Consider the following 12,149-nt stretch of genomic DNA (forward strand, 5'->3'; position numbering starts at 1 on the left):
CGGCGTCCCGGTCGCCGCGATCGGCGTCCGCGACGAGCTGCGCCCCGAGGTCCCTGAAGTGGTCCGCACCCTCGCGACCCAGGGCATCGGGGTGACCATGCTCACCGGCGACAACGCCCGCACCGCCCGCGCCCTCGCTGCGCAAGCAGGGATCGATGACGTCCGCGCCGAGCTGCGCCCCGAAGACAAGGCCGCCGCGATCGCAGAGCTCGGTGCGAAGGGGCCGGTCGCGATGATCGGCGACGGCATCAACGACGCCCCTGCGCTGGCCGCCGCGGACATCGGTATCGCGATGGGCGCGACGGGCTCCGACGCCGCGATCGAGTCGGCCGACGTGGCCTTCACCGGTCACGACCTGCGGCTTCTCCCGCGCGCGTTCGACCACGCCCGTCGGGGGCGGCACATCATCAACCAGAACATCATCCTGTCGCTGCTGATCATCACCGCGCTGCTCCCGCTGGCCCTGTTCGGCGTCCTGGGCCTCGCCGCCGTGGTCCTGGTGCACGAGATCGCCGAGGTCGTCGTCATCCTCAACGGACTGCGCGCCGCCCGGACTCGGAAGGAGCCGACCGCATGAAGGTCGAACTGCTGCACATCGTCGACTGCCCGAACACGGCAATCGCCGAAGCCAACGCACGCGCGGCGCTGGATGCTCTCGGGCTCGGGGCCGTTCCTGTCGAGCTGGTGACGATCCGAACCGAGGCCGAGGCGGCGAGCACCCAGTTCGGAGGCTCGCCCACGATCCTCCTCGACGACGTCGACCTGTTCCCGACGGCCCCGGTTCGCTCGCTGGCGTGCCGGGTCTACGCGACGGAAAGCGGGTACGCCGGAGCGCCCACGCAGGAGCAGATCGAAGCAGCGATGCGAGGCGCATCCCGGTAGAGCGAGAACGACCGGTGACGCGATCACTGGGTCACACCTCACGGCACAACGGTGTTCGCCGTAAAGTTCGCGGACCCGGAAACACACCGGAGGGGTAGGGCCATTGGCCTCTGCCCCTCCGCTGCTCGCAGCTCCTCAGACGAGCAGTTCGGCGAGGAGGGTCTCGACGCGGGCCTTGATGTCGTCGCGAATCGGGCGCACCGCATCGATGCCCTGCCCCGCCGGGTCGTCGAGCTTCCAGTCCTCGTACCGCTTGCCCGGGAAGAACGGGCAAGCGTCGCCGCAACCCATCGTGATCACCACGTCGGAGGCCTGCACGGCCTCGGTGGTGAGCACCTTGGGCTGTTCGGCGGTGATGTCGATGCCCTCCTCGCGCATCGCCTCGACGGCGACCGGGTTGATCTGGTCGGCGGGCATGGACCCGGCGGAGCGGACCTCGACGCGGTCGCCCGCCAACTCGCGGAGATAGCCGGCGGCCATCTGGGAACGGCCGGCGTTGTGGACGCAGACGAAGAGGACGGAAGGCTTCTGGTCGGTCATGGTTGTTCGCTTCTTTCAGTCGGTGAGGGTGGCGAGGAGGCCGCGGACGCGGCCCTCGATGTCCTGGCGGATCGCTTCGACGCCCTCGGGCGAGGCCAGCGCAGGATCGCCCACGGCCCAGTCCTCATAGCGGACGCCGGGGATGATCGGGCAGACGTCGCCGCAGCCCATCGTGACCACCACGTCTGCGGCGCGCACCGCGTCGTCGGTGAGCGGCTTCGGGAACGCCGTCTCGGCCTCCTGCGCGCCCTCGATCTCGGTGAGCAGCGAGCGCACGTGCGGGTGCACGTCCGACGCCGGGGCGGATCCTGCGGAGCGTGCGACGACGCGGCCGTCGGCGAGCTGGTTGACGATCGCGGCGGCGAGCTGGGAGCGGCCCGCGTTCTGCACGCAGACGAACAACACCTGCGGCACCCCGGCCGAGCGGTCCCGCGTCAGGTCGGCGAGGCGCTGCCGGGCGAACCGCTCGGTCAGCGGGATCATGTGCGCCGTCAGCTTCGCCGAACGCACCAGGCCGGCGTAGGACTCGCGCACGATCGCGATCACGAGGTCCCGGTTCAGCCCGGCCAGCTCGTCCGCGAGCTCCTCCGCGAGCCTGGTGACTCGGGCGTCCATCTGCTGCAGGGCCGCGGTCCGTGCCGCGGTGTCTTCGGGGTCGTCGGTGACGGCCGCGGCGGGAGCGAACGCGTCGAGGAGGGCTGCGACGGCGCGCTGTTTGCCCGGGGCGATGCGGTAGTAGACCCAGGTGCCGCGGCGCTCGGACAGCAGCATCCCGGTCTCCTTCAACACCTTCAAGTGGTGCGAAACGGTCGGCTGCGACACCTCGGCGAGGTCCGCGAGGTCGCACACGCAGGACTCGCCGCGCGGGTCGGTCGCGATCGCGGAGAGCATCCGCAGCCGCAGCGGGTCAGCGAGCCCCCGGCCACGGTCGTGGCGGCCTCGGTGCCGATCGCGTGCGCCGTGGACGGTGCGCACGCGTCGGCGTCAGAGATGACGGTCGTGTCGGTCATGACGTCCTCGATTCGGTGGCGTAGGGATCGGTGTGGAACCAGGCCTTCGCGGCCCAGAGTGAGACGTAGACCAGGCCCACGAGCACGGGCACTTCGATGAGCGGGCCGACGACCCCGGCCAAGGCCTGGCCGGATGCCGCGCCGAAGGTGCCGATCGCGACCGCGATGGCGAGCTCGAAGTTGTTGCCCGCGGCGGTGAACGCGAGCGTCGTGGAGCGCGCGTAGCCCAGACCGAGTGCCTTGCCCAGCAGGATGCCGGCGAACCACATCAGTGCGAAGTAGACCAGCAGCGGCAGCGCGATCCTGGCGACGTCCATCGGGTGGGAGGTGACCTGTTCGCCCTGCAGGGCGAACAGCAGCACGATCGTGAACAGCAGCCCATAGAGCGCCCACGGCCCGATCCTCGGGAGGAACTTCTCCTCGTACCAGTCGCGCCCCTTGCGCTTCTCGCCGATGAACCGGGACGCGAAGCCCGCGACGAGCGGGATGCCGAGGAACACGAGCACGTTCAAGGCGATCTGCCAGACCGAGATCTCCAGCCCCTGCGCATCCAGCCCCAGCCAGCCCGGCAGCACGGTCAGGTAGAACCAGCCCAGCACCGAGAACATCACGACCTGGAAGACCGAGTTGATCGCGACCAGCACCGCGGTCGCCTCCCGGTCACCGCACGCGAGATCGTTCCAGATCACGACCATCGCGATGCAGCGCGCGAGACCCACGATGATCAGCCCGGTCCGGTACTCCGGCAGGTCGGGCAGGAAGATCCACGCGAGCGCGAACATCACCGCGGGCCCCACGAGCCAGTTCAGCACGAGCGAGGAGACAAGAAGCTTCTTGTCGCCCGTGACGGCGGCGACCTTGTCGTAGCGGACCTTCGCGAGCACCGGGTACATCATCACCAGCAGGCCCAGCCCGATCGGGATCGAGATCCCGCCGACCTCCATCGCAGAGAGCGCGTCAGAAAGTGCGGGCACGAAACGACCGAGCAAGAGGCCCGCGACCATCGCGAAGCCGATCCACAGCGGAAGCCACTTGTCGAGGGTGGAGAGCCGTTTCGGGGCGGTGCGGGTCAGGGTGTCGGTCATGCGAGCAGCTCTTCGATCTTCGCGACGTAGACGGGTTTCGGGTGCGCGCCGATCAGCACGTCCACCCGCTCTCCGTTCCGGTAGAACCCGAGGGTGGGGATCGAGGTCACGCCGGCCGCGGTCACGGTCTCGGGGTTCTGGTCGGCGTCGACCTTCACGATCTTCACCCGGCCCGCGTAGTCGCTGGCGAGCTGGTCCAGGATCGGGGCGATCGCCTTGCACGGGCCGCACCAGGTCGCCCAGATGTCGACCACGACGGGTAGCTCGGACTCGATCACCTCAGCCCGGAAAGTAGCGTCGGTGACGGGAGTGACGATGCTCATGCGGAGACCTCCAAAGCAAGCTCAGGAACGGTGGTGGGTTCGAGGTTCGACAGGTAGTGCTGGGCGTCCTGCGCGGCCGCGCAGCCGGTGCCCGCGGCGGTGATCGCCTGCCGGTACGTGTGATCGACGAGATCCCCGGCCGCGAACACCCCGGGCAGGTTCGTCCGCGTCGACGGGTGCGCGACCCGCACATACCCGTCCGCGTCGGTGTCGACCTGCCCGGTCACGAGCTCGGAACGCGGGTCGTGCCCGATCGCGACGAACACCCCCGTCGCGTCGAGCGTGCGCTCGGCCCCGGTGACGGTGTCGCGCAGCGTGAGCCCGGTGACCTGCTCATCGCCGAGGATCGCACCGACCTCACTGTTCCAGGCGACCTCGATCTTCGGGTCCTCCAGCACGCGCTGCGCCATGATCCTCGACGCGCGGAACTCGTCCCGGCGGTGCACGACGGTCACCTTCGACGCGAACCGGGTGAGAAACAGGGCCTCCTCCATCGCGGAGTCCCCGCCGCCGACCACGACGATCTCCTGCTCGCGGAAGAAGAACCCGTCGCACGTCGCGCACCAGGACACTCCGTGCCCCGACAGCCGCTCTTCTTCGGAGAGGCCGAGCTTGCGGTACGCGGAACCCATCGTGAGGACCACCGCCCGCGCCCGGTACGTCGCCCCGGCACCGGTCTCGATGGTCTTCACGTCGCCGTCGAGCTCGAGGCGGATCGCGTCGTCGTAGACGATCCGAGCGCCGAATCGCTCGGCCTGCGCCCGCATCGACTCCATCAGCTCCGGTCCCTGCACGCCATCGACGAAGCCCGGGAAGTTCTCCACCTCCGTCGTCGTCATCAACGCACCGCCCGCGGTCACCGAGCCCGCGATCACGACCGGCGCGAGACCCGCACGCGCCGCGTAGACCGCCGCCGTGTATCCGGCGGGACCGGACCCGACGATGACCAGTTCGACTTCTTGATTCGACATGCTTCTATATTGACATCGAATCAATCCGCGAGTTCGCGATGGCTTTGTCACCGGATGTTCACCTACCGTGCTCAGGCATGGCCGCCAACACCCTTCGCGCGTGAACCTCCGCATCATCGACGAAAAAGGCGCGAAAAGTGCACTCTTCAACAATCGGACCTACCAGTAATGATCGCGGGTTCAGCGCAGTTCGAATACCTTCGTGTCCGCTGCCTGGATGCCGCCGATCGAGACCGACAGGTGGTAATAGCCGGGCGAGGCCTGCGGCCGCGACGATCCGCAGGTGTCGACCGACGATCGCGTGCGGTCCCACTGCAGCGGCGTCACGCTCGAGACCGTCTGGCCCGCTGCCAGCTGAACGACCTGATCGCTCGACTCCGACTGGCAGTCGGTCGAGCGCCACCACGTGTCGGTGCCGCTGGTGATCACGAACGACTGTGTCGCGGTTCCCACGTTCATCAGGCACGGCGCACCCGATGTGTTCGAGAGCGTGATCGACAGTTTGGGCAGCTCGCCGGCGCTGTACACGTCCTGATCAGTGACCGCCTGCACCGAGATGGCCGCGGTCGAACACGCCGCAACCGTGGGCGCCGTCCCCGACGCGTCGGGGGTGAGGTTCGGTGCCACCGGCGCCGCTGAGGCTTCCGCGGGCGCCGCCGACGCGGGAGGAGTCGACGCCGACGCGACGGGCGTGGTGACCGACGGGCTCGATACGGGTGCGGCAGCCTGTGACCCGCGCCACGGCTGCCAGATCACGAGGACGATCGCCGCGATGATGACGAGGACGATCAGCACGGCGACGAGCCGGCGCCGCCGGTAGACGGCGGGGCTGGGGCGTCGCGAACGGCGCGTCGGGGTGCTCACTCCTCCAGGCTAGGCCGCGGCATCCCCGTCTCCTGCCGGGGCGCGCGGGGCTCAGAGGTTCTTCAGCATGCGGGTATTGCCGAGCGTGTTCGGTTTGACGTGCGCGAGGTCGAGGAACTCCGCGACACCCTCGTCGGGGCTGCGCAGCAGCTGCGAGTACACGTCGGGGTCGACGACCTGTTCGCCGATGGGCGTGAAACCGCGACGACGGAAGAAGTCGACCTCGAAGGTGAGACAGAACAGCCGCGACAGACCGAGGTCGACCGCGCGGGCCTCCAGCTGCGTCACGATCGCGCCGCCGACACCGTGATGCAGCCAGTTCTCCGCGACGATGAGCGTGCGAATCTCGCCCAGGTCCTCCCACATCACGTGCAGGGCGCCGCAGCCGATGAGCTCGCCGTCCTGCTCGGCGACGACGAACTCCTGCACCGATTCGTACAGGGTGACGATCTCCTTGCCGAGCAGGATCCGCCGCTGCACCCACGGCTCGAGAAGGGCGAGGATGCCGCGGACATCCGAGGTCCGCGCGGGCCGGACGACGGGGCGCGCCGGGCTGGTGCCTTCGGTGGGGTCGGCAAGGGTCACCGACCCACTGTATTGCCCCCTACGCTGGAGCCGGGAAGGACTTCGCCGTGAGTGTGTTGCGCGACTATGCCGCGACGGTGTCGCAGCCGACGCTGCCCTTGTCGCCGTCGGCCGAGGCGGTTCGCTACGACGAGTTCGTGGATGCCGACGGCTCGCTGCGCCCCGGATGGAAGGCGCTGGCGGCGCACGCCTTGAGCCTCACCGGCGAGGATCTGCAGCGCGTCGACGGCGAGATCGCGCGTTTTCTCGCGGACGACGGCGTCTCGTACCTGCGTGGCGACTCCGGGCCGCAGCCATGGCAGCTCGACCCGGTGCCGTTCGTGTTCGACGCGGCCGGCTGGTCGCCGTTGGAGGTCGGGCTCGCGCAGCGGGCCGAGTTGCTGAACGCGCTGCTCGTCGACCTGTACGGACCGCAGAATCTGATGCGCGAAGGGATTGTGCCGTCGGCCGTCGTCTTCGGCCACTCCGGTTTCACTCGCCCGTTGGCCCGCGCGAGCGCCGTCGACCCTCATCCGCTGCTGCTGGCGGCGACCGATCTCGGGCGCGACGCCGAGGGCGAATGGCACGTCCTCGCCGATCGCGTGCAGGCACCGTCGGGTCTGGGCTTCGCCGCGGAGAATCGCCGGGTGATCTCGCAGGTGCTGCCCGACCTGTTCCAGGAGGAGAACCTCCACCGCATCGACCCCTACTTCTCGGCGCTGCGCGCGGCGCTGCTGTCGTCGGTGGCCGCCGAGATCGATGACCCGCGAGTCGTGATCCTCACTCCCGGCACGCTGAGCGAGACGGCGTTCGACCAGGCGTTCCTGGCGAGCGCGCTCGGTTTCCCCCTCGTGCAGGGCAGCGACCTCGTCGTCCGCGACGGGTTCGTCTGGATGAAGCCCGCCGGCTGGCCCCGCACCCGTCCCGCCGACCGCATCGACGTCATCATCCGGAGAGTGGATGCCGCGTGGTGCGACCCCTTGGAACTTCGCGGCGACTCACGGCTGGGCGTCGCCGGGCTGAGTGAGGCCGTACGCCGCGGCCATGTGCGCCTGGTGAACGGCCTCGGAGCCGGCGTGCTGGAGAACCCGGGGCTGCTCCCCTATCTGCCCGCGGCGTGCGAATACCTCCTCGGCGAGCAGTTGCGCATTCCGTCGGTGCCGACGGTGTGGTGCGGCGATCCGGAGGCGAGGGACCGGGTGCTGTCGCGCGTGCGCGCGGGAGATCGGGGCCTGATCGTGCGCACGATCGACGAACCGCGCAAGGCGTTCAGCGAGATGTCGGCCGACGACCTGATCGCGCGAATCCAGTCGGCTCCGCACCGGTTCGTCGGGCAGGACCTGCTGCCACTCTCGCAAACCCCGGTCTGGTCGAGCACCGACGATCTCGGTGCGCGTATCGACGCGCTGCCGTTGACGCTCCGCGCGTTCGCGTTGCGCTACGGCTCGGCATACCGTCCGCTCGTCGGAGGTCTGGCGACCGTGCGAGAGAGCCCCGATGCGCTCCCGCGGACGAAGGACGTGTGGGTGCTGAAAGCCTCGGAGGACGACCCCGACCAGAACCTGACCGAGATCGCGCCTGCACCGACGGCCCGCAGCGTCCCGCCGCTGGCTCCCCGCGCGCACGCCGACATGTTCTGGACCGGCCGCTACGCGGAGCGCGCGGAAGACCTTCTGCGGCTGCTGCTGACGGCGCAGACCGAGCTCGACCAGCCTCGTGCCCACGTGGCGGGCCGGCTGGCGGAGAGCCCCCGCGTTCTGCTGGATGTGCTCGGACGCCTGGCCGGAATGCGCTCGCTCGATCCCGAGGCGGAGTTCCGCTCGCTGCTGCTGGACGTTCGCCGTCCCGGCTCCGCCGCGCATTCGATCGCGCGGCTTCGCGAAGCGATGGAAGGCGTCCGCGACCAGCTCTCCGGTGACACGTGGCGGGTCTTCGCGACGATCGATCGGGCCACCCGCGCGCTGCGCGGCTCGTCCCACCCGCACCGCACGGCGGAGTCGGGAGGGCGCATGCTCTCGGCGATGCTGTCGCTGTACGGCATCACGGCGAACATGATCCGCGACACCGGCTGGCACATGATCGAAGCCGGCCGCTTCCTGGAGCGCGGACTGCAGCTGTCCGAACTGCTGTCGACGGGTCTGGCTGAACGCCACGCGCCCCGCGCCGAGCGCAGCGTCTTGGAGGCCGTCCTCCTGGCGGCCGAGAGCGTCGTGACCCACCGCCGTCGCTACCGCGGATCGATGCGGGCCGCCGACGTCCTCGATCTGCTGCTGCTCGATCACAGCAACCCGCGCTCGCTCGCGTTCGCGCTCGCGCGTCTGCGCGAGCATCTGGCCGCCATGCCGGCATCCACGGGGTCGACCCGGGCGGAGCGCCTGCTCGATCATCTCGAAACGGAACTCGCCGCCATCGACGTCGCCGCGCTGGACGTCGTCGATAACGGTCGACGCACCACGCTCGTCGCCTTCATGGCCGATGTGACGGCGCAGCTCGAACAGCTCTCCGATGCCGTCACCCATCTCCACTTCGAGAGCGGGCCGCCCGCCGTCGCGATGACCGACCTGTCCCTCGTCGAGTTGATGGAGGCCCGCGCGTGATGCGTTACCGCGTCTGGCACCGCACCGCCTACACGTACGGCAAGCCCGTCCAGGACAGCGTCGGCCAGTTCCATCTCGTACCCCGCGGCCTGCCCTGGCAGGAGGTCACCGAGGCGAGCGTCCAGGTCGACCCGGCTCCGGGCGACATCGCGCCCGACACCGACGCGTTCGGCAACTCGGCCACCTACTTCCACCTCACCGACCCGCACGAGGCGCTGACGATCACCGCCTCGAGTGTCGCCGCCGTCGAGACGCCCACATACGACGCCGACGCGCTCGCACTCCCGTGGGAGCAGGCTCGGCCGATGCTGAACACTCATCTGCCCGAGGCGTGGCGGGCCGTCGAGTACGCCCTGGAGTCGCCGCGGGTGCGCCACGAGCCGGAGGCCGCGGCGTACGGTGCCGTGTCGCTCACGCCCGGTCGACCCATCGGTGAGGCCGCGACGGATCTCATGCAGCGGATTTACCGCGACTTCGACTACGACAAGACGGCGACCACCGTCACCAGCACGGTGGGCGATGCGATGCGCGCGCGGGCGGGGGTCTGTCAGGACTTCGCGCACGTGGCGCTCGCGTGCCTGCGCTCGCACGGGGTCGCCGCCCGCTACGTCTCGGGCTACCTGGCGACGCAGCCGCCGCCCGGCAAGGAGCGGGTGTTCGGCGCCGACGCGTCGCATGCGTGGCTCGCCGTGTGGCTGCCCGGCAGCGACCAGTGGCTGGCGATCGACCCGACGAACGACCAGTGGGCGAACGACCGCTACGTGACGGTGGCGTGGGGTCGCGACTATGGGGACGTCGCGCCGGTGCGCGGCATCATCTTCACCAAGGCGAAGAACTCGACGCTGCGCGTCTCGGTCGACGTGGCTCCGCTCGATGCGGCGGCGACCGCTGCGTCACTTCCTCCCGCGGCGACAGGAACCGCATGAGCGCCCCCGCCAGAGACATACGACCCGTCATCGGCCTCACGACCTACCTCGAGCGCGCCCAGCAGGGTGTGTGGGACGTGCGCGCGGCCTTTCTGCCCCAGGTTTACCTCGACGCGACCACCGCGGTCGGCGGCGCGGGGGTGCTGCTGCCACCGCAGCCCGACCCGGATGCTGCCGCCGACGCGGTGCTCGACGGTCTGGACGGGCTGGTCCTCACCGGCGGCCTCGACGTCGATCCCGCTCTCTACGGCGCCGCGCCCCACCCCGAGACCGACGAGCCCCGCACCGATCGCGATGCGTGGGAGTTGGCGCTGCTGGCCGGCGCACGTCGTCGCGGCATGCCCGTCTTCGGCATCTGCCGGGGTCTGCAGCTGGCGAACGTCGCCGCGGGTGGCACACTGCACCAACATCTGCCGGAGGCGCTGGGCACGCGCCGCTATCAGCTCGGCGGCGGCGTGTTCGCGACGAACACGGCGACGGTCGAAGACGGCACACGACTGGCGGACATCGTCGGCGCCGGCGACCTGTCGGTGCGCAGCTACCATCATCAGGGCATCGACCGGGTCGGCGACGGTCTCGTCGTCAGCGCCCGCAGCGACGACGGTCTCCCGCAGGCGATCGAGACGATCGAAGGGCCGTGGTTCGTCGCGGTGCAATGGCACCCCGAAGAGGATGCCGCCGACCGGCGCCTGTTCGCCGCGCTCGTCGCCGCGGCCCGACGCTTCCGCGCCGCCCGCTAGACGTTTCGACTCGCTGCGCTCGCTCAACGACCGGACAGGACACCCCGGTCGTTGAGCGAGGCGCGCAGCGCCGAGTCGAAACGCCCCACGCCCCCGCGAACGCCGAAGGGGCGGATGCCGCCGCATCCGCCCCTTCGTACAGTGATCGAACCGGGTCAGCTTCCGGCGACGATGTCCGGCGTGGCCTCGATCGCGCCGGCGGCACCGACACCCACCGCGACCTTCTCGCCGCGGGGACCGTGCTCGAACAGGAAGGTGCCGTTCTCGGCATCCACCTTGACGTGGTCACCGGGGTTGAGCTCGCCGTGCAGGATCCGCTCGGACAGCTGATCCTCGACCTCGCGCTGCATGGCGCGGCGCAGGGGGCGGGCACCGAGGGTCGGGTCGAACCCGATCTCGATGAGGCGGTCCTTGGCGGCGTCGGTGAGCTCGACCGTCATGTCACGGTCGAGCAGACGCTCGCTCAACCGCTTGGTGAACAGACCGACGATCTGGCGGAGCTCCTGCTTGTTGAGCTGCGGGAAGACGATGACGTCATCGACGCGGTTGAGGAACTCCGGCTTGAAGTGACGCTTCAGCTCCTCGTCGACCTTGCCCTTCATCCGCTCGTAGGTCGTCTGCGAGTTGCCTTCGACCTGGAACCCGACCGGGCCGCCGGCGATGGCCGACGATCCGAGGTTGGTGGTCATGATGATGACCGTGTTCTTGAAGTCGACGACGCGGCCCTGACCGTCGGTCAGGCGACCCTCTTCGAGGATCTGCAGCAGCGAGTTGAAGATGTCGGGGTGGGCCTTCTCGATCTCGTCGAAGAGCACCACAGAGAACGGCTTGCGCCGCACCTTCTCGGTGAGCTGGCCGCCCTCTTCGAAGCCGACGAACCCCGGAGGGGCACCGAACAGCCGCGAGACGGTGTGCTTCTCGCCGAACTCGCTCATGTCGAGCGAGATCAGCGCACCCTCGTCGTCGAACAGGAACTCGGCGAGCGCCTTGGCCAGCTCCGTCTTTCCGACGCCCGTGGGGCCGGCGAAGATGAACGAGCCGCTGGGACGCTTCGGGTCCTTGAGGCCGGCGCGCTGACGACGGATCGTACGGCTGAGCGCGGCGATCGCCTCCTCCTGGCCGATGACCCGCTGGTGCAGCGCCTTCTCCATGAAGACGAGACGGCTGGTCTCCTCCTCCGTGAGCTTGAAGACGGGGATGCCGGTGGCCTGCGCGAGCACCTCGGCGATCAGACCCTCGTCGACGACCGCGTGGCTGGCGACGTCGCCGCTGCGCCACTGCTTCTCCAGGCGTAGGCGCTCGGCGAGCAGCGACTTCTCCTCGTCGCGGAGGGCCGCGGCCTTCTCGAAGTCCTGCTCTTCGCTGGCCGCCTCCTTGTCCTCGCGGACCTTGGCGATCTTCTCGTCGAACTCACGCAGCTCCGGCGGGCTCGACAGGATCGACAGACGCAGGCGCGCGCCGGCCTCGTCGATCAGGTCGATGGCCTTGTCGGGCAGGAACCGGTCGCTGATGTAGCGGTCGGCGAGGTTCGCCGCCGCGACGATGGCGCCGTCGGTGATCTGCACCTTGTGGTGCGCCTCGTAGCGGTCGCGCAGCCCCTTCAGGATGTTGATCGCGTGGGGCAGGCTCGGCTCGGCGACCTGGATC

At 69.6% G+C, this 12,149-nt stretch carries 12 protein-coding genes and 1 pseudogene; 5 read left to right on the top strand and 8 right to left on the bottom strand.

Annotated elements, in window-relative coordinates; translation table 11 throughout:
- Together ABS64_RS14490 and ABS64_RS14495 are read left to right on the top strand one after the other, a co-directional pair.
- Positions 1 to 577: HAD-IC family P-type ATPase (locus ABS64_RS14490; protein ID WP_292684491.1), on the top strand; the 577-nt coding region annotated here is incomplete at its 5' end.
- Positions 574 to 882: a hypothetical protein gene (locus ABS64_RS14495; protein WP_098408598.1), complete on the top strand. Its 309-nt coding sequence runs from the start codon at positions 574 to 576 to the stop codon at positions 880 to 882. The genes ABS64_RS14490 and ABS64_RS14495, both read left to right, overlap by 4 nt.
- 135 nt (positions 883 to 1,017) lie before the next feature.
- On the opposite strand, the gene ABS64_RS14500 is transcribed toward ABS64_RS14495, so the two are convergent.
- The 7 genes and pseudogenes from ABS64_RS14500 to ABS64_RS14530 form a co-directional block, all read right to left on the bottom strand.
- Complete coding sequence (locus tag ABS64_RS14500) at positions 1,018 to 1,422, bottom strand: arsenate reductase ArsC (protein ID WP_098408599.1); 405 nt, start codon at positions 1,420 to 1,422, stop codon at positions 1,018 to 1,020.
- A gap of 15 nt (positions 1,423 to 1,437) precedes the next feature.
- Positions 1,438 to 2,432: pseudogene (locus ABS64_RS14505) on the bottom strand (metalloregulator ArsR/SmtB family transcription factor).
- Complete coding sequence (arsB, locus tag ABS64_RS14510; RefSeq protein WP_144882515.1) at positions 2,429 to 3,517, bottom strand: ACR3 family arsenite efflux transporter; 1,089 nt, start codon at positions 3,515 to 3,517, stop codon at positions 2,429 to 2,431. Before arsB ends, ABS64_RS14505 begins: the two are co-directional and overlap by 4 nt.
- Complete coding sequence (gene trxA / locus ABS64_RS14515) at positions 3,514 to 3,840, bottom strand: thioredoxin (RefSeq protein WP_144882514.1); 327 nt, start codon at positions 3,838 to 3,840, stop codon at positions 3,514 to 3,516. Before trxA ends, arsB begins: the two co-directional genes overlap by 4 nt.
- Positions 3,837 to 4,811 carry a thioredoxin-disulfide reductase gene (gene trxB / locus ABS64_RS14520; protein ID WP_288120329.1) on the bottom strand — a complete coding sequence of 325 codons (975 nt, stop codon included), beginning with the start codon at positions 4,809 to 4,811 and terminating at the stop codon, positions 3,837 to 3,839. Before trxB ends, trxA begins: the two co-directional genes overlap by 4 nt.
- 180 nt (positions 4,812 to 4,991) lie before the next feature.
- Complete coding sequence (locus tag ABS64_RS14525; RefSeq protein WP_288120328.1) at positions 4,992 to 5,675, bottom strand: hypothetical protein; 684 nt, start codon at positions 5,673 to 5,675, stop codon at positions 4,992 to 4,994.
- Between the two features lie 51 nt (positions 5,676 to 5,726).
- Positions 5,727 to 6,260: an amino-acid N-acetyltransferase gene (locus tag ABS64_RS14530; protein WP_288120327.1), complete on the bottom strand. Its 534-nt coding sequence runs from the start codon at positions 6,258 to 6,260 to the stop codon at positions 5,727 to 5,729.
- A gap of 47 nt (positions 6,261 to 6,307) precedes the next feature.
- Between ABS64_RS14530 and ABS64_RS14535 the strand changes: the two genes are divergently transcribed.
- The 3 genes from ABS64_RS14535 to ABS64_RS14545 are packed head-to-tail and all read left to right on the top strand — an operon-like array spanning position 6,308 to position 10,502.
- Positions 6,308 to 8,836, top strand: a complete 2,529-nt coding sequence (locus ABS64_RS14535) for a circularly permuted type 2 ATP-grasp protein (protein WP_288120326.1) — start codon at positions 6,308 to 6,310, stop codon at positions 8,834 to 8,836.
- Positions 8,836 to 9,762, top strand: a complete 927-nt coding sequence (locus ABS64_RS14540) for a transglutaminase family protein (protein WP_288120330.1) — start codon at positions 8,836 to 8,838, stop codon at positions 9,760 to 9,762. Before ABS64_RS14535 ends, ABS64_RS14540 begins: the two co-directional genes overlap by 1 nt.
- Positions 9,759 to 10,502: a gamma-glutamyl-gamma-aminobutyrate hydrolase family protein gene (locus ABS64_RS14545; protein WP_288120325.1), complete on the top strand. Its 744-nt coding sequence runs from the start codon at positions 9,759 to 9,761 to the stop codon at positions 10,500 to 10,502. The genes ABS64_RS14540 and ABS64_RS14545 overlap by 4 nt, the downstream gene beginning before the upstream one ends.
- 155 nt (positions 10,503 to 10,657) lie before the next feature.
- Here ABS64_RS14545 and ABS64_RS14550 read toward each other — a convergent pair.
- On the bottom strand, positions 10,658 to 12,149 hold a 1,492-nt coding region (locus ABS64_RS14550; protein WP_292684498.1), incomplete at its 5' end, for an ATP-dependent Clp protease ATP-binding subunit.

The sequence above is a fragment of the Microbacterium sp. SCN 69-37 genome (genome assembly GCF_001724435.1).
Taxonomy (GTDB): Bacteria; Actinomycetota; Actinomycetes; order Actinomycetales; family Microbacteriaceae; genus Microbacterium; species Microbacterium laevaniformans.